The 23,736-nt window shown below is 58.5% G+C and carries 20 protein-coding genes; 13 read left to right on the top strand and 7 right to left on the bottom strand.

Annotation, left to right across the window (positions count from 1 at the left end; all coding sequences use genetic code 11):
- Positions 1 to 11: 11 nt before the first annotated feature.
- Positions 12 to 968: an ABC transporter ATP-binding protein gene (locus P272_RS0105530; protein ID WP_029678548.1), complete on the bottom strand. Its 957-nt coding sequence runs from the start codon at positions 966 to 968 to the stop codon at positions 12 to 14.
- A gap of 177 nt (positions 969 to 1,145) precedes the next feature.
- Here P272_RS0105530 and P272_RS0105525 point away from each other — a divergent pair, with 177 nt between their 5' ends.
- Entirely contained in the window at positions 1,146 to 2,408 is a 1,263-nt protein-coding gene (locus tag P272_RS0105525) for a sensor histidine kinase (protein ID WP_044097812.1), read from the top strand.
- Positions 2,405 to 3,067: a response regulator transcription factor gene (locus P272_RS0105520; RefSeq protein ID WP_029678546.1), complete on the top strand. Its 663-nt coding sequence runs from the start codon at positions 2,405 to 2,407 to the stop codon at positions 3,065 to 3,067. Before P272_RS0105525 ends, P272_RS0105520 begins: the two co-directional genes overlap by 4 nt.
- Positions 3,068 to 3,094: 27 nt before the next feature.
- Here P272_RS0105520 and P272_RS0105515 read toward each other — a convergent pair whose 3' ends face one another.
- Together P272_RS0105515 and P272_RS0105510 are read right to left on the bottom strand one after the other, a co-directional pair.
- Positions 3,095 to 5,611 (bottom strand): UvrD-helicase domain-containing protein, encoded by a 2,517-nt coding sequence (locus P272_RS0105515; protein ID WP_029678545.1) that lies wholly within the window; start codon positions 5,609 to 5,611, stop codon positions 3,095 to 3,097.
- A gap of 191 nt (positions 5,612 to 5,802) precedes the next feature.
- The gene (locus tag P272_RS0105510; protein WP_029678544.1) at positions 5,803 to 6,096 is read right to left on the bottom strand and encodes a hypothetical protein; all 294 of its coding nucleotides are present in this window, start codon (positions 6,094 to 6,096) and stop codon (positions 5,803 to 5,805) included.
- Between the two features lie 247 nt (positions 6,097 to 6,343).
- On the opposite strand from P272_RS0105510, the gene P272_RS0105505 reads away from it, so the two are divergent.
- The gene (locus P272_RS0105505; protein WP_029678543.1) at positions 6,344 to 6,934 is read left to right on the top strand and encodes a xanthine phosphoribosyltransferase; all 591 of its coding nucleotides are present in this window, start codon (positions 6,344 to 6,346) and stop codon (positions 6,932 to 6,934) included.
- A gap of 39 nt (positions 6,935 to 6,973) precedes the next feature.
- On the opposite strand, the gene P272_RS0105500 is transcribed toward P272_RS0105505, so the two are convergent.
- Together P272_RS0105500 and P272_RS0105495 are read right to left on the bottom strand one after the other, a co-directional pair.
- The gene (locus P272_RS0105500; protein WP_029678542.1) at positions 6,974 to 7,966 is read right to left on the bottom strand and encodes a D-2-hydroxyacid dehydrogenase; all 993 of its coding nucleotides are present in this window, start codon (positions 7,964 to 7,966) and stop codon (positions 6,974 to 6,976) included.
- A 57-nt stretch (positions 7,967 to 8,023) separates the two neighbouring features.
- Positions 8,024 to 9,196, bottom strand: coding sequence for an aminotransferase class I/II-fold pyridoxal phosphate-dependent enzyme (locus tag P272_RS0105495; RefSeq protein ID WP_029678541.1), 1,173 nt, complete (start codon positions 9,194 to 9,196; stop codon positions 8,024 to 8,026).
- 740 nt (positions 9,197 to 9,936) lie between these two features.
- Here P272_RS0105495 and P272_RS0105490 point away from each other — a divergent pair.
- From P272_RS0105490 to P272_RS0105450, 7 genes are all read left to right on the top strand, one after another.
- Positions 9,937 to 10,761 carry an oxidoreductase gene (locus P272_RS0105490; protein WP_029678540.1) on the top strand — a complete coding sequence of 275 codons (825 nt, stop codon included), beginning with the start codon at positions 9,937 to 9,939 and terminating at the stop codon, positions 10,759 to 10,761.
- 351 nt (positions 10,762 to 11,112) lie between these two features.
- A complete protein-coding gene (locus tag P272_RS0105485) occupies positions 11,113 to 12,120 on the top strand; it encodes a hypothetical protein (protein ID WP_029678539.1) in 1,008 nt (335 codons plus the stop codon).
- Entirely contained in the window at positions 12,107 to 12,433 is a 327-nt protein-coding gene (locus P272_RS0105480; RefSeq protein ID WP_029678538.1) for a hypothetical protein, read from the top strand. The genes P272_RS0105485 and P272_RS0105480 overlap by 14 nt, the downstream gene beginning before the upstream one ends.
- A 428-nt stretch (positions 12,434 to 12,861) precedes the next feature.
- Positions 12,862 to 13,158, top strand: a complete 297-nt coding sequence (locus tag P272_RS0105470) for a hypothetical protein (RefSeq protein ID WP_029678537.1) — start codon at positions 12,862 to 12,864, stop codon at positions 13,156 to 13,158.
- Between the two features lie 478 nt (positions 13,159 to 13,636).
- Positions 13,637 to 13,822 (top strand): hypothetical protein, encoded by a 186-nt coding sequence (locus P272_RS0105465; RefSeq protein WP_029678536.1) that lies wholly within the window; start codon positions 13,637 to 13,639, stop codon positions 13,820 to 13,822.
- A 507-nt stretch (positions 13,823 to 14,329) separates the two neighbouring features.
- Positions 14,330 to 14,749 carry a TetR/AcrR family transcriptional regulator gene (locus P272_RS0105455; RefSeq protein ID WP_029678535.1) on the top strand — a complete coding sequence of 140 codons (420 nt, stop codon included), beginning with the start codon at positions 14,330 to 14,332 and terminating at the stop codon, positions 14,747 to 14,749.
- A gap of 3 nt (positions 14,750 to 14,752) precedes the next feature.
- The gene (locus P272_RS0105450) at positions 14,753 to 15,109 is read left to right on the top strand and encodes a hypothetical protein (RefSeq protein WP_029678534.1); all 357 of its coding nucleotides are present in this window, start codon (positions 14,753 to 14,755) and stop codon (positions 15,107 to 15,109) included.
- 144 nt (positions 15,110 to 15,253) lie between these two features.
- On the opposite strand, the gene guaA is transcribed toward P272_RS0105450, so the two are convergent.
- On the bottom strand, positions 15,254 to 16,816 hold the full coding sequence (gene guaA / locus P272_RS0105445) for a glutamine-hydrolyzing GMP synthase (RefSeq protein ID WP_029678533.1): 1,563 nt from the start codon (positions 16,814 to 16,816) through the stop codon (positions 15,254 to 15,256).
- Between the two features lie 336 nt (positions 16,817 to 17,152).
- Between guaA and P272_RS0105435 the strand changes: the two genes are divergently transcribed.
- The 3 genes from P272_RS0105435 (at position 17,153) to P272_RS0105425 (ending at position 22,859) form a co-directional block, all read left to right on the top strand.
- A complete protein-coding gene (locus tag P272_RS0105435; protein ID WP_029678531.1) occupies positions 17,153 to 19,627 on the top strand; it encodes a phosphoketolase in 2,475 nt (824 codons plus the stop codon).
- A 126-nt stretch (positions 19,628 to 19,753) separates the two neighbouring features.
- Entirely contained in the window at positions 19,754 to 21,442 is a 1,689-nt protein-coding gene (pta, locus tag P272_RS0105430; RefSeq protein WP_029678530.1) for a phosphate acetyltransferase, read from the top strand.
- A gap of 190 nt (positions 21,443 to 21,632) precedes the next feature.
- Positions 21,633 to 22,859 carry an acetate/propionate family kinase gene (locus P272_RS0105425; protein WP_029678529.1) on the top strand — a complete coding sequence of 409 codons (1,227 nt, stop codon included), beginning with the start codon at positions 21,633 to 21,635 and terminating at the stop codon, positions 22,857 to 22,859.
- Between the two features lie 65 nt (positions 22,860 to 22,924).
- On the opposite strand, the gene hisN is transcribed toward P272_RS0105425, so the two are convergent.
- The gene (gene hisN, locus P272_RS0105420) at positions 22,925 to 23,725 is read right to left on the bottom strand and encodes a histidinol-phosphatase (RefSeq protein ID WP_029678528.1); all 801 of its coding nucleotides are present in this window, start codon (positions 23,723 to 23,725) and stop codon (positions 22,925 to 22,927) included.
- Between the last annotated feature and the right edge of the window lie 11 nt (positions 23,726 to 23,736).

The raw sequence follows: 23,736 nt of genomic DNA, 5'->3' as shown, positions 1-23,736 counted from the left end.
GGGGACCGCGCTCAGTCGCGCAGTTCCTTGCCGGTCAGTTCCAGGAACACATCGTTCAGGGATGGCGGACGGCTGGTCAGGTGGCCGTAGCTGGTCTGAGTGGATTCCAGGACAGTCAGCACGTCCTGGAGGTTGTGCTCGCCCTGGCGACAATGGATGACCAGTTCCTTGCCGTCATAGTCGACGGATTGGGTCAGGGGCAGGGCACGAATCTGGGACAGGGTGGACTCCTGCAGATCCAAGGTCTCAACGGTGACCTGCTCGCCGGCCTGGACCATGCCTTTGAGCTCCTCGGCAGTGCCTAAGGCGATTTGACGACCGTGGTCCATGATCATGATGCGTGTACAGATCTGCTCCACCTCCTCCATGTAATGGCTGGTGTAAACCACCGTGGCCCCCTGGGCATTCAGCCGTTCGATACCTTCCAGGATGGCGTTGCGGCTCTGGGGGTCAACGGCGACGGTGGGTTCGTCGAAGAAGATGAGGTCGGGCTGATGGGCGATGCCACAGGCGATGTTGAGCCTGCGCAGCAGACCGCCCGACAGCTTGCCGGGACGGAACTTGCGGAAGTCGCCCAGTCCCACGAAGTCAATGGCCTGCTCAACCAGATCCTTGCGGTCGGCCTTCTTGGGCACATAGAGGGAGCAAAAATAGTCGATGTTCTCCTGCACACTCAGTTCGTTGAAGACGGCCACATTCTGCGGAACCACGCCGATATGACTTTTAAGGTCGTAGGAGGTCGGGGTCATCTCCTGCCCGAATATCCGAACCGTCCCCGATTCAAAGCTGAGCAGGGCCAGTATGCAGTTGATGGCGGTTGACTTGCCTGAACCATTTGGGCCCAGCAGTCCGAATACTTCACCACGACTGACTTCCATGTCGAAGTGGTCCAAGGCCACCATGTCGCCGTAGCGCTTCACCAATGCGCTGACCTGCAAGGCCGGCTCTTGCTCACGTGAACTGTTCATAACTCCATCATCCCAGCTAGGGCTGGCCCAACACCATGACAGCCGTCATCAATGTTATGGAAGCTCAAACTAATCCATGACATTTGTCATGGGTGGTCGCCTGTGCTAAGGCTCAGGAACGGGTAGCCCGCCAATTACTATTTGAGACAATAGGTCAAACAGGGCGAGGAGACATTCATGGGCAGGATAGCTGGCTGGCTGGTCCTGCTTGGCCTGGGGACCTTATGCGGATCATGGTACAGTTCAGGGGTTTCAGGAACCCTGATCACCGGCCTCCTGGCCTCAGTAGCCGCCGGTGCCCTGTGTGAATGGCTGCTGCCTGCGCCGGTGTCCATCTGGGGCGGCGCTCTGGTATCGATTTTGGCAACGTTCATACCAGACTGGCTTTTCTTCCTACCAGCCCTGGCCTTCGAGGCGGGCGTCGGACTCGGAACCATGGTTCCGGCCACCAGGTCAGTCGGCATGAAAGATCTCCAAGCCAAGAACTCCGGACCGGCCTGGCCCAGGTTGCTCTTGGCCTTGCTGCCGGCATTCTTTTGGCTGATACCTGCCACGGCAGACCTCATACTCTTCAGAGGCCTCCCCCAACGCTATGCCCTGCTGGCTTTATTGACCTCGGCACTGGCGCAAGGCGGCGGACTGACGTGCGCACACTTGGCCGTGGCCAAGGGTCGCGTATGGCAGATTGAAGACACCGAGCGCTACAGGATTCGCCAACTGCATGGCCGCATCAGCGATCTGGACGAGGAGAGAGCCCAAGCGACCCGGATGGCGCACTTATCGGAGCGGACCCGGATCGCCCGAGATATTCATGACAATGTGGGCCACCTGCTCACCCGAGCCATCATGCAGACACAGGCTGGCCGGGTGGTTGCTAAGAGTAAGGGCGATCAGAGTACCGAGCATGTCTTTGAGAGTGTTGGCAAGACCTTGGACCAGGCCATGACTACGATTCGTCGCTCGGTGCATGACTTGGAGGATGAGGGCACTGACTTCGCATCCCAGATGGAGGATGCCAGCTCCGAGGCTTCCATGGGGCGGCTAAAGGTCGATTTGAACAACGGCATTAAGACAGCCCCTGCACCAGTGTGCCGTTGCCTAGCCACCATTGTTCGCGAGGCCCTCACCAACACGGTCCGGCATTCTTCAGCCAGGTCGGCACAGGTCATTCTGCGCGACCTCCCAGCCTTCTGGCAGATGGTGGTACAGGACGACGGCGGGATTCAGCAGTCGCAGCCTGACAGCTCGGCTAATAAGGAGTCAAGGCTACAGCGGGGCATGGGGCTGGCCGATATGGAGGCCAGAGCCAGAGCCTTGGGCGGCACAGCCAACAGCGGACCCAACCGACAGGGATGGAAGGTTTTCGTATCCTTGCCTAAGGAACCCTGGAGCAACCAAAGCGCAACAGACCATGTAGAGAATAAGAGGGTAATGGCATGAAAGTCGCTATCGCTGATGACGATCCGATCGTTTGCTCGTCCTTATCAACGATTTTGACGGCAACTGGTACTGCAGACGTGCTCTGGACTGCCAATGACGGTCAGTCAACCCTGGATTGTTACCAGGCCGCCGACGGCAGGCCTGACGTGCTGCTGCTTGACGTGCAGATGCCCGGCATGGATGGGTTGGAAGCGGCGGAGCACATCCTCGCCATGGATTCGACTGCCCGGGTACTCTTTCTGACCACCTTTGCCGACAAGGAGTATATTTCCCGCGCACTGGCCTTGGGTGCCAGGGGTTATGTAATCAAGCAGGACGTGGCCTCAGTGGTGCCGGCCCTCCAAGCCGTCATGGCCGGTCAGACGGTTCTTGGGGCTGAAGCCGTTGCCAACCTATCGCTTGGCGAACAGGAGGAGCAGGCGCGAAAGGATACAAAGGATACAGCTGAGCCTGTTCCCCGGCGCTTCCAAACGCTGACCGACCGCGAACGTGAAATCGTCGCTCTGGTGGCCGACGGCCTCGACAACCAGGCCATCGCCAGTCGACTCTATCTCAGCGAAGGCACCGTTCGCAATCACATCTCAGCCATCCTGGCCAAGACCAACCTGGCCAACCGGACCCAGCTCGCGGTGGAATGGCTGTCCTCACAAGAGTCATGAGCATAAAGCTTCTGAGGTCCCGATTGCTCAGAGCTTCTCAATCGGCGCCAAGCGCAGCATCAGCCTCTTGGTCCCCTCGGAACCGAAGTCCACGGTCAGGACTGAGTTGTGCCCTTTGTCCTGAATGTCGACCACCTTGCCCAGGCCATACTGGTCATGGGCCACCCTGTCTCCCAAGGAGAAATCCTGAATGGACAAGCCATTCGACTTGGGCTGGGCCGAGGCCTTGCCAGGGTGTGCGGATGACGATGAGCTTGCTGTGCTCCTCCTGGTTGTAACTCTTCCGCTTCTGGAGGAGGAGTTACGAGAGCCGTATCCGGAAGAACCGAATGAACGCTGTGAGGAGGCCCGCGAGCGCCCATACCCACTGTGAGAAGAGCCAAAACCGCCGAATGAACGATGACCGAATGCACGGCCATCGCTTTCATCCTCGAAGCCGCCGAATTCGTCCTCGTCTTCACCCAGGTCCCAGCCTGCGCGCATCCGCTCGTTGCCGGCCTGCCGACGCTTCCAGTCAATCAGATCGTCAGGGATGTCATCCAGGAATTGGCTGGGCAGCATCTCATTGACCTGCCCCCATTGAGACCGGACGGCCGCCCGGGTCAGGTAAAGACGCCTCTTAGCACGGGTAACGCCCACATAAGCCAGTCGACGCTCCTCCTGCATCTCATCGGCATCCTCAAGGCAGCGGGAGTGCGGGAAGGTTCCTTGCTCCATGCCGGTCAGGAAGACCACTGGATACTCCAGGCCCTTGGCCGTGTGCAGGGTCATCAGCGTCACCTTGCCCGAGTCGTCACCCAGACCCGGCAACTGGTCCGAATCGGCCACCAGTGCCGTGGTCTCCAGGAAGCCAGCCAACGTAGCGTCGGGAGTCTTCTGCTCGAACTCGGCGGCCACGGACTGCAGCTGGCCAAGGTTCTCCAACCGGGAAGCATCCTGCGGATCGACCGACTTGCGAAGCTCATCCAACATGCCGGAATCCTCCAGAACCTTCTCCACGATCTGAGACGGCTTGGAATCGTGCTCTGTGGCAAAGTCGGTCAGGGAGGTGATCAGATCCCTGAAAGCCTTCATCCGCTTGATCATCAGCGTAGAGGCCCCGGGCACCTCCTCGATATGCTTCACCCCTTCCCAGAAGGAGACCTGATGCAGATCCGCATAGGAGGTCGCCGCCGCCTCGGCACGTGCTGCCAGGCCCCGCTTGGGCACGTTGAGTATCCGCCGCATATTCACGTCGTCCTGGGGATTGGCAATGGCATGAAGGTAGGCCAGGGCGTCCTTGATTTCCTTGCGCTCGTAGAAACGGGTACCGCCCACCAGCTGATAAGGCAGCCCGGCGTTGATCAGCCCCTCCTCCAGGGCGCGGGACTGAGCGTTGGCCCGGTACATGATGGCCATGTCGGAGTATGGAATGCCCTCCTCACTGCGCAGCCTGGCAATCTCGGTGGCAATCCATGCGGCCTCCTGCTGGGCATTGTCGGCTGCATAGCCCACGATGGGCTCCCCCTTGCCCAAGGCGGTCCAGAGTTTCTTGGGCTTGCGCCCCTCGTTCTTGACAATGATTGCGTTGGCCGCATCCAGAATGGTCTGGGTGGAACGGTAGTTCTGCTCCAGGAGTATCGTCCGGGCTCCGGGGAAGTCCTTCTCGAAGTCCCTGATATTGCTGATATCGGCCCCTCGGAAGGCATAGATGGACTGGTCCGAATCCCCCACCACGGTGATCCAGGCCTGGTCCTGCTTGCCAGCATCGGCACCGGCCAGCTCGCGCATAAGCACATACTGGGCATGGTTGGTGTCCTGGTACTCGTCCACCAGCACGTAGCGGAAGCGATGGTGGTAATACTGCGCCACCATCGGGGACTGCTGAAGCAACTGGACCGTGCGCACAATCAAATCGTCGAAGTCGACCGCGTTGGCCTGAGCCAGCCGGTGCTCGTACTCGGCATAGATCACTGAGTAGAGCTCTTCCTCGTTACCGAAGCGGGCGGTGATCTGCTGGCCGCGCTGCCCGGGTCGGTAGTCGGGGGCGTACTCCTGCAGCTGTGTGCGCCAATCCTGCAGGTTGTTCTTGTAGTCGGATATGTGGCTCAGAATGTTTCTGGGTGTGTAGCGCTTCAGATCAATGTTGAGATCCTTGCCGATCAACTTGATCAGGCGCTCGGAATCGGCCGTGTCATAGATGGTGAAACCCGATCGCAGGCCGATCTCCTTGCCGTCACGCCTCAAAATGCGCACACAGGCCGAATGGAAGGTGGACACCCACATGCGGTCGGCCACGGGCCCGATCAGCCGACGCAGACGCTCGCGCATCTCGGATGCAGCCTTGTTGGTGAAGGTGATGGCAAGGATCTGGCTGGGCCAGGCGCCGAACTGACTGAGAATCCAGGCGATTCTGCGGGTCAGCACCCTGGTCTTGCCTGAGCCCGCGCCTGCCCCGATCAGCAGGGCCGGCCCCTGGTATTGCACTGCCTCGGCCTGACGATCGTTGAGCCCCTTGAGCAGCTCCTTGGCGCTGCGCTGGATCAAGTCCGGTTCCTCGTTCACAAGCCACCTCTTGCCATCTGGTCTCGGTCACCGTCACAGGCCGGATGGCGCACACCCGGCAAACAACTATTTCTACCACAAAGCGGTGTCATCAACCTTGGCTCACGGGTTAGCCGGCAGACATAAAAGACCCCGTCCGCTTTAGAAAGGTAAAGCGAACGGGGCAAGTCGGGGAAGTCGAGATGACCCAGTCAGTTGCGCATTTGGTCCTTGGCGTTGTTGACAGCCTCGGTGGCGCCCTGCTCAGCCTTGGCCTTGCCGACCTTGACATCGGCCTTGGCCTGGTCCATCTTGTCAGAGGCGGCGTCCTTGGCGTCGCCCATCTTGTCCTGGGCAGCGTCCTTGGCGTCGCCCAACTTATCGGCAACGGCGTCCTTGGCATCGGATGCCTTGTCCATAACGGTGTCTTTTACATCGCCAGCGACGTCGGAAATCTTCTCGCCGGCAGACTTCATGGCATCCTTTGCATCATCAAGAATCCCCATATGGTCCTCCTTAGGTCCTTTAACGCACCGCGACGATGCGTGACCATTGCGGTCAATTTTCACTGTAACAGTCAGGGCCTTGAATCCGCGGATTGACGGGCTGACACGCCAGGAAGACACTCCAATCCGCTGGAGGTGAAACCTGACGAATCAGGGCCTTCTGACCACAGTCCCAGAACCGGGTTATCTTGGTGTCTATCCGTCGGGACCAGAGGGGCCCCGCTTTCATGACGACAAGGACGATGACATGCAGGAACTTGAGGAGCGAATCCGCCGCCAGGGCACGGTCAAGCCTGGCAATGTACTCAAGGTGGACGCCTTCCTCAACCATCAGTGCGACGTGCGGCTCTTCGATCACATGGGCGCTGAATGGGCCCGCCTGTTCGCCGGTCACCAAATCGACAAGATTCTGACCATCGAGGCATCCGGCATCGGCATCGCCTGCCTGGCCGCCCGCCACTTCGGGGACGTGCCGGTGGTCTTCGCCAAGAAGACCCAGTCCATCAACCTTGACGGCGACCAGTACACGGCCCGCATTTATTCCTTCACCAAGCAGCGTGAGTACCCTGTCATCGTGGCAAAGCGCTTCCTCAAAGAGGGTGAGCATGTGCTGATCCTTGACGACTTCCTGGCCAAGGGCAACGCCCTACATGGTCTGATCGACATCTGCCATGATGCCAAGGTCGTCGTTGAGGGCATCGGCATCGCCGTGGAGAAGGGCTTCCAGGAGGGCGGCCGCACCCTGCGCAAAGAGGGCTACAACCTCCAGTCCCTGGCCATCGTGGAAAGCATGGACCCGGACCGAGGCACCATCACCTTTGCTCACAATCCCGCCTGAGCAGGTCGACACCTGGTCCGGGTCGCGGAAATAGTCAAGTCAGTCCACCTGATGCTCGCTGGTGCCGCCCTCCAGGATGGTCTTCACATCGTTCAGGGAGATATTGACCATGGCGGTCACGGCGGCATCAGTGTAGAAGCCGATATGAGGCGAGACCTCCACATTGGGCATGGCCTTGAGGGTCTCCAGGGCCTGGTTGTCGACCTTGGTCCCGCTCAGATTCTTTTCGAAGATGCCGGCCTCACCCTCGATGGTGTCGATGGCGGCACCGGAGATGGACTTGGTCTGCAGGGCCTCGATCAGGGCCGGGGTTTCCACGATGGGGCCTCGGGCGGCGTTGATCAGAAAGGCCGAGGGCTTCATGGCTTCCAGGGCCTGCGCGTTGATCAGATGGTGGGTGGTCTCGTCCAGCGGTGTATGGACGGTGACGATGTCGGCCCGCTTCAAGAGGGTGGGCAGATCCACGTAATCCAGGGTGTCTGCCAGCTCGGGACGGTGGACCGGGTCGTTGGCGATGACGGTGGAACCCAGGGCACGGAAGATCCTGGCCACAGCAGATCCGATCTTGCCGGCTCCGATGATCCCCACGGTCAGGTTGTGGATCTCGTGGGCCTGAAGCCCATCCCAGGTATAGTCGTCATTGGCCTCGCGAGCGCTCGCCTCCCCCAGATGCCGAACCAGACGCATGACCTGGGCCAGGACCAGTTCGGAGACCGACCGGGGCGAATAGGCAGGCACGTTGGTGACGACCAGCCCGTTCTCCCGAGCGGCCTGCAGGTTGACGATGTCATAGCCCGTGATCCGCAGGGTCAGCTGTTTGAGGCCATACTCCTTGAGCCGCTGGTAGAGTTCGGGCTCGGACAGGGCCGCATGCTGCTGGATGACGATGCCGTCGTAGCCCTTGATCATGTCCACGGTCTTCATCCCCAGATCGCGGTCTGTGGTATCAACCTGGATATCATTGGCTTGCGCCCAGGCCTGAATGGCCTTCTGCTCGTCGGGGCGTACTGAATACATGAGAATACTGGTCATTTTCTAGTCCTCGGTAACTGTCTTCGTTGATGGTTGTCAGATGAATCGCCAGATGAATCAGCTGCGATTTTGAGCGCGCATATAGTCGCCGATCCGCTCCACGGCGGTATGCAGATCCTCTATGGAGGCCGCGTAGGAGATGCGAACGTAGCCTTCTCCACCGGGCCCGAAGCTTGCTCCGGGGATTACCGCCACCTTGGCCTTGTGAGCCAGGTCATAGACGAAGCTCCAGCTGTCGCGCATGCCCTCGGGCAGCCGGGCAAAGATATAGAAGGCCCCCTTGGGATCGATCACGTCCAGCCCGACCTCCGGCAGGGCCTTGACCAGATAGTCCCGCCGCTTGCGGTAGGCCTCGCGCATCGGATCCGTGTCGTTCATGCCCTTGGTCAGAGCCTCCTGGGCCGCATACTGGGCATTGGTGGTAACCGAAGTGATGGTGAATTCGTTGACCTTGCTGATTTGATCAATCACGTCAGCGGGGCCAGCGGCGATGCCGACCCGCCATCCAGTCATGGCATGGGACTTGGAAACCCCGCCAAGAACGACCGTCTGCTCGGGCAGGATGGTGCCCATGGACACATGGGTGCCCTGGTAGGTCAGCTCGGCGTAGATCTCATCGCTGAGCACGAAGAAGCCATGCTTGCGTGCCACCTGGGCCAGGGCCTCCAGATCCTCACGGGCATAGGTCACACCGGTCGGGTTGGTCGGGTAGTTGAGCACCAGGGCCTTGACCGGACCATCGCTGTTTTTAACGGCGGCCTCCAGCTTGTCCGGCTTGAGAATGAAGCCGTCGTCAGAGGTGTCGACGAAGACGGTCTTGGCACCACTCAGCTGGGCAATAGGGATATAGAGAGGGAAGATGGGAGTGGGCAGAATGACCGTATCACCCGGGTTGATCATGGCGGTCAGGCCCGAGAAGATGCCCCCCGTGGCCCCGGCCGTAATCACAATCTGACTGTCAGGGTCGTAGTCCAGCCCGTACTTGGTCTGAAGATAATCGGCAGCCGCCTTGCGAAGACTGGGCATGCCGCGACTCTCGGTGTAATGACTGTGGTTGTCTTGGATGGCCTGGATACCCGCCTGCTTGACGTGCTCAGGAGTAAAGAAGTCCGGCTCCCCAAGAGTCAGCTTCACGATGCCGTCTATTCCGGCGATGTCCTTGTTGAACTCGAGAATGTCGCTCGGCGCCAGAGCTTTGACCCTGGCATTCATATGATCCGCCAATGTCATTGGCTTGTCCTTTCCCATGCCGTTACTACAACCATTGTCGCTGGTGCTGCCCTACCGACTATGCGGTGACGATGCACGGGAAATGCTGTCGACGACTGCAGGGCCGGTGGGTTCCGATCCATGCAACCGTTCCTACAAGGCACGCGGCGTCACAGATCGAATCCGTGCCACCAATAGGTAAATCGTGTGCCCTGCATGCTGAAACCTCCTGCGGAATCTGCAATCAGCATTGATGGTAAGCGTACAGCGAAGTTGCGGCAATCCGATAAACGCGACCATTATTTGACCAGGCGCTTCCATTTTGCGGACACGACAGGTATCCAAAACACGTTTTTATGCAGGTGACACGATGCCAAGCCAGATTAATCTTCAGGTTCCCTGGTAGGCTTCCTCGGATCACCCATTCACCAGGCTGGCAAATCATAGCCTGTGGATCTTTACTGACATATTGAGATAGCCCCCTCCCCACACAAGCTCTCATCTCGTTCCGACCCATTACATCCCGAAGCATTGATCGGTTGTATGCTGAGCTCATCTCTTCGCTATGGCCGGCAAGCTATGACCAGCTAAAACGAACTGGGTAAAGAGTCATGTCAAAGCTGTATCGTACTACCAAATCGATCATAAAAGTGGCCTTGTCTGACTGTACAGGCCTTTGCATTGAGATCGCCGTCATATACTTTGCCTCAAAGACAGGCAAGAGACAGAATTCTTGGATGTCCGTCAAAAGGGGTGAGGAAATGACCAATCGAGTGGCGCTGGTCACTGGGGCCACCAGCGGCATAGGGTATGAAACCGCTCGAATGCTCGCCGAGCATGGATACCGGGTGTATGCAGCAGGACGACGTGTCGAACGACTGAAGCCGCTGGGCGACAAAGGGGTGACAGCCGTGCAGATGGACCTGACAGATTCCGCCTCCATTGAGAAGGCTGTCGCACGAATCCTGCAGAAGGAGAGGCGGGTTGATTTGCTGGTCAACAACGCCGGCTATGGCTCCTATGGCCCGGTCGAGCAGGTCTCCATTGATGAGGTCCGCCGACAATTCGAGGTCAACCTCTTCGGCCTTGCCCGCCTGACCCAGCTGGTACTGTCCGCCATGCGCCGGGCCAGACGCGGCCGGATCGTCAACACCTCTTCCATGGCAGGCCGGATGGTTACCTATATGGGTGCCTGGTACCACGCCACCAAGTACGCCCTTGAAGCCTTCAGCGACGCACTGCGTATGGAAATGCGACCCTTCGGCATCGACGTGGTCCTGATCGAGCCAGGAGCCATCGCCACCAACTGGGGCGCAATCGCCGCCGACCATCTCCAGGCGGTCACCCGCATGAGTGCCTATCAAAAGTCGGGATCTAGGGCTGCAGCCGGACTACGCAAACTGTACTCGAGCAGGCATTTGACCAAACCATCCACTATCGCCAGGGCCATCGTCCGTGCCTCAACGGTACGCCATCCCCGTCCACGCTACCTTCTGGGCTTCGGCGCCAAACCTTTGGTCGCCCTTCATGCCCTGGTCCCCACCCGTGCCTGGGACTACCTGATGGTCCATGCCAAGGACCTCTGAACGCTAAAACTATGTGCCAGAGCAATACGCCATTGAAGCCAGATGTGCGCAAGGAAGTTTAAGTTTGGTGAGGCAAAGTTCTGACCTGGCTATTGTGAAATACCAAGAGTCTGATATACATCACTTTCCTTGCCTAAGGCTGGTGCTGATGAGGACGGACGTGTGAATGACGTTAGGTTTGGATATTGCAAATACTATGCCGCGCCTATTCGTTGATATTTGTTTCAGTCTCTGACCACTCCCAAACAAAGCAATTGCTTTAAACGCCTTTGAGCAATGGACGGTTATAATCTAATTAATTATCGTCAGCTATTAGCGTGCAGTCGGCATGTTCTTCGATAGGGGGTTTGGTTGAAGCCTGAAGAATCTGAGTTCAGTGCCGATCCGGACTCGCCCTTGGCATTTTTCCGGAACGGAATAAAGAATGGCATCACTAAAGGCAATACCGCCATCAAAGATATCGTTCATGCACTGGAACGTGAATCCTCCGAATTCGCCTTGGCCCATAAAGCCATGAACAGCGATTTTCGTTTGGTGGTAGATGCTCCAAAAAATACCCTCGATGCCATCGCTAATGGTGACATCAAGCTAACCACCGATAGAGCAGGCAACACCTTTGCCCAACTTTTGGATACCAACGGGCGATACGGAAAGAAATTACCCATCAAGCGCGAGGATTTCAGCGAGGGAATTGATCCCGTTCAAGCGGCGAACGCAATACAACTCAGGGCAGTTCAAGGTCAGCTTGAAGACATCGCCCGCCAGATTGCAGTCATAGATGTGCGCGTGCAGGAAGTACTCGAGGGGCAACAGAACGACAGGCTCGGCCTCCTACAGAGCGGCATGCGCCTTTATCTGCAGGCCCGTGAAGTTGACGACGACACTCTTAGAAAACTCCTTATATCTCAGGCTTTGCGCGCTCTATCGGACGCAGAGGCCCAGCTCGAGCTGAAGATGGAGTCTGACGTAAAATATCTCGCAAATGGCGACTACGAGCATGAAAAAGGCAAACGTACAAAACTCATCGATGAAAGAATGGAGAGCATCAACGGTTGCTTTCCTGCCATACACGAGGCGTCAATTGCCAGAGCAGCCATTTTTTGCGAACAGGGAGAGCCCAAGGCCATGGTGAAAGCCCTGGAAACATATTCGCACTTTATCAAGAAGACCGTAGGAGACAATGCGGGCCTTCTAGCGGAATGCGATCGCTCCGATACAGGAACAGAACAGGGAATTTGGCGATCTCGGGCCGCACTCCAACTTGACGTATCCAAACTAAGCAAATCCCTAGCGTTGCCCGAAAAGCACTTGTACCTAAAGGTAACTGATAAAAAGGATGAGAGCCATGAAGAGCGTTAGAGGCTGCACCAACCAGGAATGCGGCTCTTACAAAGAGAACTTGAAATATAAAAAAGACTTCGATTACTGTCCAAAATGCGGCTCAAAACTGATGACCGTATGCAACTCCCGCGGATGCCACACTTTCTTGGATAACCCGGACAGCATCTTCTGCGCCCGCTGTTTGGCCAAAAGAAAAGACCGCGTAGATCATGTCAAGAAAAACATGTCCACCATCGGCGGAGGCGTGTTAGTAGTAGGTGGTTTCCTCGCAAAGAAAGGCAAAACAATCGCCTCAGTTTTAGCGACGGCAAGCAAATTCATACCAAAATGAAGGCCTTCATGGACCGGAACAACATGCCTTGGGCGCGGTGGCTGGCATCCAACATGTATTCCACCCCATATGCGTGGCCAGATGACTGAGTCGACACCATACCAGCAGCCTGCTAACCGGCCAGGGAGCAACCTGCTACGCACAGATCAGTAGGTTCGAAATATGCAACGTACTGACGGATAGAGCCAGAAGGCGTTGGGAGTTGAGAGTGGCCAAGGCCGCGACATCAGAGTTTGACGACACAAAACGTGCGATTGTTGATTTCGTGATGTTGCTATATAGTTGTTATGAAAGTGAGTCATAGGCGATTCATGAAAGCGTTGAGGTATCGGCGGCTTCTGTGACGACGACTCTCGCGGCTGGATTCTAAAAGCGATCAGATCTTCAGCGGCCAACAATGAGCACCAGGAATTTTGAGAGGAATAGCCATGAGCTTGACGAATGACAAGAATCCGAGGGTTGAAGTCACAAAGATATTTGCCGACTACGAACACCCCATGACTGCGGCAGTGGAATGGGCCCAAAGCATCGCCAGTTCCAGGGGAATAAATCCCAGCAAGGATCAAGTTGTGTTTATCCGTGAACTCAGGCGTGCGGAGCCGAGTCTAAGTCTGAAATCCGCCGTGTACCTTGCCCAGATGACAGCGAAAGCTTCCCGAACCGAACACAACACAGATGGAACAGGCATCAAGAGTCTGCTGGACACCAATCGCAATATTCCGTGAGCCCCCTCCCAGTCCCATTCAAGCGAACCGGTGATATGGGTATTCCTCGAAGTCACCTAAGACGATATATTCGGCTCACTGTGATTGAGACTCTTTGTTTAGGCCTACCTTCTGTCCCAAGAGGATAATGCTTCTCGTCTTCCCCGCTGCTTTGCGGCAATGAGCCGCCTGCGCTCTGACCCGGTGTAACACCGGTATGGCCATACTCAGGTCTTGATGATTCTGATGGTGCATACCAGAACGCCTGCGTGGATTGCTGAAGATCTCGGTTCGACTTGGCTTAGAGCGCTTGCCAAGCTTACCAGCGCATTACTCGGAGCCAATGAGGCATTCCCCAATTGTGCTGTAGAAGACTGTGAATCATCTCGTGTCTTTCCTGCGGGATTGGTCTCATCAGCAATTATGTCGATTTTTGTTTTTGCCACAGCTACAGTAGGGCTATGCCGTTTGGCATGCATATCAACCAAAGGAGATTGATATGCGGTCAAAGAAAACACAAGCTACTGGCCCAAGTACCAACAAGCACGTCAGCAGCGCCGATGTTGGTGTTGCTAAAACAGCTAGCACCCCAGAACTCACTACAACTGCGCAGAAGCTAATAATTGAACAGGCTCCGACTAGAGAAGTTGTCCCCAATGTGATGTTGGGAATAATTGAGATTTGACTGCGTAATACGACAGCATTTCAGCTGATTTATGGCCTGGGCATTTGCAATTCTGGCGACCACTGACGTCAAAAATGTTGGTCATCACCAACTTTATTGGTAATTAAGGAACGTCGAATGAAACCAGGAAGAGACGCGGAGCGGTTTCGGCCTTTTCAACAATGCTCGTGACTGTCGAGCTGGTACTCTTATTCCTGATCAGTTCCCTGGAAACCGTGAATATTTTCATTCAATCGAAAAACAGAACACAGAAAGTCCTTCAGGGCCAGCAGTGTCATTGGGATACGTAATTATTACACTGGTTATCACCCTCTCCTATCACAATCTTCATGCTGGGATGGGGGCCATCTCCATGGCTCTTGATTCTAGCGTTCATTACCGGTAGCTCAGCCAACGAATTACTATTCCCAGCACCGACAGCTTCCAAAAAGAGGAAACGATATTTGCGGGTAAAAATACCGTTTATCATTCTTGACTGTTTAGTCAAATAATGCTATCTTGACGAGCATGGGTCGCAAGAGAAGTTTCGATGATGATGAGGTACTTGCCCGTGCCTGCAAGGTTTTCCTGGAACATGGCTATGAGGGTACGTCGATTGATGCCCTCGTCAAGGCCACAGGTCTGCTCCGGGGCAGTCTCTACGGTGCCTTCGGCAGCAAGCGTGGGATGTTCGTGGCTGCGCTTCGTGATGCTACGGATTCGGATTCGCGCGATTCAAGAGTGCTCAATCTGGTATTGGTAGCACTCATGGAGCTGTCAGATCATGATATTGAGGTTCGTGTGCTGGTCAGAGATTACCTTGCGAAGCTGTCCTGCTCGGGATCGGGAGATGCCAATGCTGTGACCGTTGATGTCGCCAAGCTCCTTGGTGCGACGCTGCTGCAGCGTGCACATATTCGGTTGCAGTCTGATGATGAAAGAAGATAAGTCATGAACAACAAGGTGGCAATTGTCGGACAAACGCTGGAGATTGAACCGCAGGGCCTGGATAAGATGTGGTCGTTCAAAGGGAAACTGGTGGTGCCGCTCGAGCATGTTCTCGGTGCGAGCGAGGATCCGGGCATTCTTGATGATACCAAGGGGCTGCGTGCGCCCGGCCTTCATGTCCCCGGTAAATGGGCCGGCACATACATTGAGCATGGGGAAAAGACATTCTGGAATGTCACCAGACCGGAAAGTCCCATTGTCATCCAACTCAAGGACGAACACTATGACCGACTGGTGCTCGGGGTGGAGCAACCCCGCGAGCTGGTCAATAGGATCAATGCGGCCATTACAAAGCAATAAACAATGAACTGAATGAAATGCAGGACCTGAGCTCCTTTATCGACTATCGACATTTAAGAACCCAAGAACTAAATAACTGGGCCGACAAGTCATATGTGACAATATCGTCTTCAACGTATCCGTATGGCTTGTCGGCCCAAATGCTCACTCCCACTCGATGGTTGCCGGTGGCTTGGAGGTGCAGTCCAGTACCACACGGTTAATGCCCGGGCACTCGTTGGTAATGCGTGTGGAAATAGTGGCCAGCACGTCATAGGGCAGACGCGTCCAGTCAGCAGTCATGGCGTCCTCGGAAGAGACCGGACGCAGCACAATCGGCGAGCCATAGGTACGCTCGTCGCCCTGCACACCTACTGAATGCACATTGGCCAGCAGCACCACCGGGCACTGCCAGATCTGCCGATCCAGCCCAGCCTTGGACAGCTCTTCGCGGGCGATGGCGTCGGCCTCGCGCAGGGTCTCCAAACGTTCCTGGGTGATCTCGCCGATGATGCGGATGCCCAGACCGGGGCCCGGGAAGGGCTGACGCCAGACGATCTGGTCAGGCAGGCCCAGTTCGGTGCCGATGGCCCGGACCTCGTCCTTGAAGAGGGTGCGCAGGGGCTCGATCAGCTTGAACTTGACGTCCTTGGGCAGACCGCCCACATTGTGGTGGGACTTGATATTGGCCGCTCCGTCTCCACCGCCCGACTCGACCACGTCAGGGTAGAGTGTGCCCTGCACCAGGAACTTGACCTCCTTGCCGGTCTTGCCGGCTTCCTCGATCACCTGCCGCTGGGCTTTTTCAAAGGTGCGGATGAACTTCTCCCCGATGATCTTGCGCTTGCGCTCAGGCTCGGAAACGCCCTTAAGGGCGGTCAGGAAGTCCTGCGAGGCATCCACGGCGATCAGCTTGATGCCAGTGGCGGCCACAAAATCATGCTTGACCTGCTCGGCCTCTCCCTTACGCAGCAGACCGTGATCCACAAAGACGCAGGTCAGCTGGTCGCCAACTGCTCTGTGGACCAGGGCGGCTGCCACAGCTGAATCGACGCCGCCTGACAGGCCGCAGATGACCTGGTCGTCACCCACCGTGCTACGGATCCTCTCCACCTGTTGCTCGATGATGCCCGAGGCGTTCCAGTCCGACGGCAGTCCGGCGCACTGATGCAGGAAGCGGTCGATCAGGTCCTGCCCCAGAGGAGTGTTGGTCACCTCGGGATGCCACTGGACCCCGTACAGTCCACGGGAAGGGTCCTGCATGGCTGCCACAGGAGCACCCTCGGTATGCGCCAAAACCTCAAAGCCTTCAGGCGCACGATTGACGGCGACGCCATGGCTCATCCACACATCCTGCCTCGCGGGGGAATCCTGCAGAATTCCCTTGGCGTTGTCGATGAAGGCCTCGGTCTTGCCGTACTCCCCCAGGGCCGCCTTGTCCACCTCGCCGCCCAACTCATGGGCCATGACCTGGAAGCCGTAGCAGATGCCCAGCACAGGCACACCCGACTCGAAAATCCTCTTATCGATGGTAGGCGCCCCGTCCACGTAGACGGAGGCCGGACCGCCGGAGAGGATGACCGCCTTGGGATCCTTGGCCAGCATCTGATCCAGGCTCATCGAATGAGGCACCAGCTCGGAGTAGACCCCTGCCTCCCTGACTCGACGAGCGATCAGCTGGGCGTACTGTGCACCGAAATCGACCACCAGGACGGGACCCTGTGCCATAAGACTCCTTTATATATGTATGCTGTATCTGCCAAGGATGCCCAAGAGCGACGATTCAAGGCCCTCGGACAAGTCCAGTATGGTTGCAGTTTTCGACAATGCTACCGTCATTGAGGCCTCACCGGCACCCCAGACGGCAATCCATGCCTGCAAGCAGACAATTCCATCGCATTTTCTCACAAGAGCGAACACACACTGCAAGAAAACGTTCAGAAAAGTCTGCTCGTTCACGTACCATGTAGGCATTGGGTACGGACCCGGCAGATGCCTGGAATGACACTGTACAAGCCCGTAACCGAGGTAAATAAACAATCGCACTAAAGTGCAGGAGTACACATGACGAATCCTGTTATCGGCACCCCTTGGGCGAAGCTGGAGACCCCAATCGCCGAGGAGACCCTCGAGGCCGTCGACAAGTATTGGCGGGCGGCCAACTATCTTTCCATCGGACAGATTTATCTTCGCAGCAACCCCCTGATGAAGGAGCCCTTCACCCGGGAGGATGTCAAGCATCGTCTGGTCGGCCACTGGGGCACCACCCCCGGCCTGAACTTCCTGCTGGGCCATATCAACCGTCTGATCGCCGACCATCAGCAGAACACCGTGATCATCATGGGCCCCGGCCACGGCGGCCCCGCCGGCACTTCGCAGTCCTACCTGGATGGCACCTACAGCGAGTACTACCCCAAGATCACCAACGATGAGGCTGGCCTGCAGAAGTTCTTCCGCCAGTTCTCTTACCCGGGCGGCATCCCCTCCCACTTCGCGCCTGAGACCCCCGGGTCCATCCACGAGGGCGGCGAGCTGGGCTATGCCCTCTCCCACGCCTATGGCGCCATCATGAACAACCCCAGCCTCTTCGTGCCCTGCATCGTGGGCGACGGCGAGGCCGAGACCGGCCCTCTGGCCACCGGCTGGCAGTCCAACAAGCTGGTCAACCCCCGCACCGACGGCATCGTCCTGCCCATCCTGCACCTGAACGGCTACAAGATCGCCAACCCGACCATCCTCTCGCGCATCTCCGATGAAGAGCTGCATGAGTACTTCCACGGCATGGGTTATGAGCCCTTCGAATTCGTTGCAGGGTTCGACGACGAGGACCACCTGTCCATCCACCGTCGCTTCGCCGACCTGCTGGAGACCGTCTTCGACAAGATCTGCAACATCAAGGCCCGGGCCGAAACCGACGACATGACCCGTCCCTTCTACCCCATGATCATCTTCCGCACCCCCAAGGGCTGGACCTGCCCCAAGTTCATCGACGGCAAGAAGACCGAGGGATCCTGGCGCGCCCACCAGGTGCCGCTGACCTCCGCCCGCGACACCGAGGCCCACTTCCAGATCCTCAAGAACTGGCTGGCCTCCTACAAGCCCGAGGAGCTCTTCGACGAGAAGGGCGCACTGCGTCCCGAGGTCACCAGCTTCATGCCAAAGGGCGACCTGCGCATCGGCGAGAACCCCAACGCCAACGGCGGGCGTCTGCTCAAGCCGCTGGAGCTGCCTGACATCCACGACTACGAGATCGATGTCAAGAAGCACGGCCATGGCTGGGGCGCCACCGAGGCCACCCGCGTCCTGGGCTACTACACCCGCGACGTGCTGGCCAAGAACCCCACCGATTTCCGCATCTTCGGGCCCGACGAGACTGCATCGAACCGTCTGGCCGCCGCCTATGAGGTGACCAACAAGCAGTGGGATGCCGACTACCTGTCGGAGCTGACCGACGAGCACATGGCCCACACCGGCCAGGTCATCGAGCAGCTCTCCGAGCACCAGATGGAAGGCTTCCTGGAGGGCTATCTGCTGACCGGACGCCACGGCATCTGGAGCTCCTACGAGTCCTTCGTGCACGTCATCGACTCCATGATCAACCAGCACGCCAAGTGGCTGGAGGCCACCGTCCGCGAGATCCCGTGGCGCAAGCCCATCGCCGGCCTGAACCTCCTGGTCACCTCGCACGTCTGGCGTCAGGACCACAACGGGTTCTCCCACCAGGATCCCGGCTTCGTTGACATCCTGCTGAACAAGAACTTCAACAACGATCATGTGGTCAACATCTACTTCCCCGCCGACGCCAACATGCTGCTGAACGTGGGCGAGCGTTGCTACAAGTCGACCAACTGCATCAACGCCATCTTCGCCGGCAAGCAGCCCGCCGCCACCTACCAGAGCGTGGACGAGGCCGCCGCCGAGCTGGAGAAGGGGGCCGCCCGCTGGGATTGGGCCTCCAACGCCAAGGATGCCGAGGATGCTGATGTCGTCATCGCCACCGCAGGCGACATCCCCACCCAGGAAGCCCTGGCCGCTGACGACATGCTGCAGAAGCTGGGCGTGAAGGTCCAGTTCGTCAACGTGGTCGACCTGCTGAAGATCCAGGACACCGAGGAGAACGATCAGGCCCTGTCCGACGAGGAGTTCACTGAGCTCTTCAGCAAGGACAAGCCGGTCCTGTTCGCCTTCCATGCCTACCCCGGCTCCATCTACCGCCTGATCCACGGACGTCCCAACCACGACAACTTCTCCGTGCACGGCTATGAGGAGCAGGGCTCCACCACCACACCATTCGACATGGTGCGCGTCAACAACATGGATCGCTGGTGCCTGGCCGCCTCCGCCCTGAAGTTGGTGGACGCCGGCAAGTACGCCGACCAGATCGACAAGTGGACCAAGTTCCGCGACGAGGCCTTCCAGTTCGCCGTGGACAAGGGCTACGACCACCCCGATTACACCGATTGGGTCTGGCCCGATGCCAACCGCGCCGGTCAGGAGACCATCTCCGCCACCGCCGCAACCGCCGGAGACAACGAGTGATACGCTGATCCGCCCCTGGAACCGCCCGTCATGCGCAGCCCGCATGGCGGGCGGTTTCTGTATACTGGACAAGGTTGTGAACAAAGCAGTCATAAAGGCAACCACGTCCGGACAGGAGAAGACACAGTGAGTCTTGCAAGCATCACCATCATCAGCCCAGAAGCCGCCAACGGCCGCAATGTCGTGGCCTACGGCCTGACCAAGGCCCTGAGCGCCAAAGCCAAAACGGCCGTATTCAGGCCAATCGCCTGCAGGAAGCACCCATTGACCCCGGAACTGGTTGCAGCCAGCTCATTCCCCGACACTGATCCGGAGATCTGCCGTGGCAAGTGCCCCGGGCACGCCACTGAGGATCCCATGCAGACCCGGGCTGATGTCCTCAATGCCTATGACGGGCTGGTGGAGGCCACCCATCCCGAGCGCGTCCTGATCGTGGGCAGCGATGCTTCAAAACTCTTCGATCCCGGCCTGTTCGCTCTGAATGCGCAGATTGCCGCCGATCTGAGGTCCCCAGTCATGCTGGCCGTCTGCACCATCGGCAAGGAACCCGGCCAGGTCATGAAGACCGTGGCCGCCTGCCGTCGGACCATCGAGGCCCAGGGAGCCGTGCTTGCCGGAGTCTTCATCACCGGATGCCAGACCGAGCAGAAGGCGCCTCTCACCCAGGCCTTCCAGGAGTACGACCTGCCGACCTGGACCGTCTCCAAGATGGACTTCGACACGGATCCATCCGCCGATCAGGCCCGCCAGGCCACCAGTCAGACATTCCAGCAGGAGGTGGATGTCGACCAGGTGCTGAAGGCGGCCGAAGCCGCCAGTCCCAAGGCCACTACGCCTGTGGCCTTCCAGAACGATCTGCTGGCCAAGGCCAAAGCCAACAAGAAGACCATAGTCCTGCCCGAGGGTGGCGAGGACCGCATCATCAATGCGGCCGACTACCTGCTGGCGCGCGACATCGTCGACCTGATCATCGTGGGCGACAAGGATTCCATTCTGTCGCGCGGCAAGGAGCTTGGCCTCAACAACCTCGACAAGGCCTCATTCCAGTCCATGGACGACGAGCAGGTGCTGGCCCCCATGGTCGATCGCCTCTGCCAGCTGCGCGCCAAGAAGGGCATGACCCCGGGGCAGGCGCGCAAGCAACTGGCTGACCCCTCCTACTTTGGTACCATGCTGGTGGTGCTGGGCAAGGCCGACGGCCTGGTGTCCGGATCCATCAACTCCACGGCCAACACGGTCCGCCCAGCCCTGCAGGTGATCAAGACCAAGCCGGGGGCCTCGCTGGTCTCCGGAGCCTTCCTCATGTGCTTCCCCGACCATGTGGCGGTCTTCGCCGACTGCGCCATAAACCTCAATCCATCGTCGGAACAGCTGGCTGACATCGCCATCCAGTCGGCCCAGACCGCTCGCTCCTTCGGCGTGGACCCGCGCGTGGGCATGCTCTCCTACTCCACCCTGGGCTCAGGCAAGGGTCCGGATGTCGACCTGGTCGAAGAGGCCACCCGCCTGGCCAAGGAGAAGGCGCCGGACCTGCCTATCGTGGGCCCCATCCAGTTCGACGCGGCCTGGTCGCCCACTGTGGCAGCCACCAAGGCCAAAGGCGATCCGGTTGCCGGAACAGTCAACGTCTTCGTCTTCCCCAGCCTGAGCGCCGGCAATATCGGTTACAAGGCCGTACAGCGCACCTCGGGTGCCCTGGCCATCGGACCGGTCCTGCAGGGTCTGAACAAGCCTGTCAACGACCTCTCACGCGGCGCCTTGGTGGCTGACATCATCAACACCGTTGCTCTGACCGCCGTTGAAGCCCAGGACTGATCACCGTCCTATAACGTTCCGATAAACCCCCTGGGGCTGTTGCTGATTCCCATCTTCAACACGGACTCAGTAGCAGCCCCAAAATCATGTCAGCCTGGCAATATACCGCGCCTTGTAAGGGCCGACGAGTAATCTTGAAGACTGATTGAGGAGCGCAGGCTCTATACAAGCACATCAGGAGGATGCCCCAATGGCGAAAACCGTCCTAGTCATCAATTCGGGTTCAAGCTCGATCAAATACCAGCTGGTCGATCTGGAGACCAGCCAGAGCCTTGCCTCGGGTCTGGTCGAGAAGATCGGTGAGCCCACCGACGGCCATTACAAGCACGAGGTCAACGGCGAGAAGCATGAGCTTGAGGAGCCCATCCACGACCATGAGGTCGGTCTCAAGCGCGTCCTGGGCTTCTTCAAGGAGTATGGACCTGATCTGGACAAGGCCGGGATCATCGCCGTCGGTCACCGAGTCGTCCAGGGTGGAGCCATCTTCCCCAAGCCTGCCCTCCTGACCCAGAAGACCCTGAGCCAGGTCAAGGACCTTGCCGTGCTGGCCCCCTTGCACAACGGACCCGAGGCTGAGGGCGCCGAAGTCATGAGCCGGCTGATGCCGCAGACCCCGCAGGTCTTCGTCTTCGACTCCTCCTTCTTCTTCGAACTGCCCAAGAAGGCCTCCACCTACGCCCTCAACAAGGACATCGCCAAGCAGTACCACATCCGTCGCTATGGCGCCCACGGCACCAGCCACCAGTATGTGGGCCAGCTGGTTCCCGGCCTGCTGGGCAAGCCCGCAGAAGGCCTGCGGCAGATCGTCCTGCACATCGGCAACGGGGCTTCCGCTTCGGCACAGGTCTCCGGGCATCCCGTCGAGACCTCCATGGGCCTGACCCCTCTGGAGGGCCTGGTCATGGGCGGTCGCACCGGCGATATCGACCCTGCCGTCGTCTTCCACCTGATCCGCAACGCCCACATGAGCGTTGACGAGCTGGACACCCTCTTCAACAAGCGCTCCGGCATGACCGGCCTGACCGGCCATGGCGACATGCGCGAGGTCCACAAGCTGATCGCCGAGGGTGACGAGGACGCCAAGCTGGCCCTGGATATCTACATCCACCGCATCGTCGGCTACATCGGCAACTACACGGCCCAGATGGGTGGTCTGGACGCTATCACCTTCACGGCCGGCGTGGGCGAGAATGATGAAATCGTGCGTCGCCGGGTCATCGAGCAGTTGGAGCCCTTTGGTGTGAAACTGGACCAGGAGAAGAACGACCAGCGCTCCAAGGAGGCCCGGATCATCTCCACCCCCGACAGCACGGTCGCCGTCTGCGTCATCCCCACCAACGAGGAGCTCTCCATCGCCCGCCAGGCCGAGGTCGTCGCCAGCCAAGGCGACGCCTACGGCAACAAGTTCCAGGCCTGATCGCTGAGAACCAAATAGGCCGGTGACCACATACATTGCTGTGGTTGCCGGCCTTCTTGTATCTGTCAGTCGCCTAGGGCCGCCAAGGCCTCCTCGTGCAGAAGACCGTTGCTGGCAAGGCCATTACCACCCCAGGGACCTGGGTTGCCTGCCAGGTCGGTGAAGCTCCCCCCTGCCTCGGTCACGATGGGAACCAGCGCACCCATGTCATAGAGGTCCAGTTCCGGCTCGGCAGCCAGGTCGATGGCTCCCTGGGCGAGAAGCATGTACTGCCAGAAGTCGCCAAAACCACGCAGGCGCCAGATCCGATCGGTCAAATCCAGAAGCCGCTCCCGGCGACCTATGGCCTTCCACCCGGTCAGCGACGACAAGGACATGGAGGCGTCTTCCATCCGGTCCACTCTCGATACGTGTATGGGCTTGGGAGATTCACCCTGGCGCGCCATGTAGGCTCCCTGACCCTGCGCGGCGTACCAGCGGGTACCCAGCATGGGGGCAGAGACGGCGCCGACCACCATCTGATGGCCTGCCTCCAAACCAATCAGGGTCGCCCAGACCGGGACTCCGCGCACATAGTTCTTGGTCCCGTCAATGGGATCAATAATCCACCGTCTGCCGTTGGACTTCTGTCTTCCCAGCTCCTCGGCGTAGATGGTATCGTCCGGTCTGGCTTGGGCCAGAACGCGACGAATCACCGCCTCCGCCTCCCTGTCAGCCTGGGTGACCGGAGTATTGTCAGCCTTGCGTTCCACATGAAGATCCGGCGACTTGAAGTAGCCCATGGTGACCTGATCCGCCTGGTCGGCCATGGCAATGGCCAGATCCAGATCCTCCTGCCAGGTCTGCCTTTCAGCCTCGATATTCATGACACGGCTCC

The sequence above is a fragment of the Bifidobacterium sp. 7101 genome (genome assembly GCF_000499285.1).
In the GTDB taxonomy this organism is placed as follows: Bacteria; Actinomycetota; Actinomycetes; order Actinomycetales; family Bifidobacteriaceae; genus Bombiscardovia; species Bombiscardovia apis_A.
Note: the sequence above shows the minus strand (reverse complement) of the source record. Positions and strands in the feature narration are given on the sequence as shown.

Coding starts and splice junctions, on each gene's coding strand:
- P272_RS0105530 (WP_029678548.1), bottom strand. CDS start 968: ATGAACAGTTCACGTGAGCAAGAGCCGGCCTTGCAGGTCAGCGCATTG.
- P272_RS0105525 (WP_044097812.1), top strand. CDS start 1,146: ATGGGCAGGATAGCTGGCTGGCTGGTCCTGCTTGGCCTGGGGACCTTA.
- P272_RS0105520 (WP_029678546.1), top strand. CDS start 2,405: ATGAAAGTCGCTATCGCTGATGACGATCCGATCGTTTGCTCGTCCTTA.
- P272_RS0105510 (WP_029678544.1), bottom strand. CDS start 6,096: ATGGGGATTCTTGATGATGCAAAGGATGCCATGAAGTCTGCCGGCGAG.
- P272_RS0105505 (WP_029678543.1), top strand. CDS start 6,344: ATGCAGGAACTTGAGGAGCGAATCCGCCGCCAGGGCACGGTCAAGCCT.
- P272_RS0105500 (WP_029678542.1), bottom strand. CDS start 7,966: ATGACCAGTATTCTCATGTATTCAGTACGCCCCGACGAGCAGAAGGCC.
- P272_RS0105495 (WP_029678541.1), bottom strand. CDS start 9,196: ATGACATTGGCGGATCATATGAATGCCAGGGTCAAAGCTCTGGCGCCG.
- P272_RS0105490 (WP_029678540.1), top strand. CDS start 9,937: ATGACCAATCGAGTGGCGCTGGTCACTGGGGCCACCAGCGGCATAGGG.
- P272_RS0105480 (WP_029678538.1), top strand. CDS start 12,107: ATGAAGAGCGTTAGAGGCTGCACCAACCAGGAATGCGGCTCTTACAAA.
- P272_RS0105470 (WP_029678537.1), top strand. CDS start 12,862: ATGAGCTTGACGAATGACAAGAATCCGAGGGTTGAAGTCACAAAGATA.
- P272_RS0105465 (WP_029678536.1), top strand. CDS start 13,637: ATGCGGTCAAAGAAAACACAAGCTACTGGCCCAAGTACCAACAAGCAC.
- P272_RS0105455 (WP_029678535.1), top strand. CDS start 14,330: ATGGGTCGCAAGAGAAGTTTCGATGATGATGAGGTACTTGCCCGTGCC.
- P272_RS0105450 (WP_029678534.1), top strand. CDS start 14,753: ATGAACAACAAGGTGGCAATTGTCGGACAAACGCTGGAGATTGAACCG.
- guaA (WP_029678533.1), bottom strand. CDS start 16,816: ATGGCACAGGGTCCCGTCCTGGTGGTCGATTTCGGTGCACAGTACGCC.
- P272_RS0105435 (WP_029678531.1), top strand. CDS start 17,153: ATGACGAATCCTGTTATCGGCACCCCTTGGGCGAAGCTGGAGACCCCA.
- P272_RS0105425 (WP_029678529.1), top strand. CDS start 21,633: ATGGCGAAAACCGTCCTAGTCATCAATTCGGGTTCAAGCTCGATCAAA.
- hisN (WP_029678528.1), bottom strand. CDS start 23,725: ATGAATATCGAGGCTGAAAGGCAGACCTGGCAGGAGGATCTGGATCTG.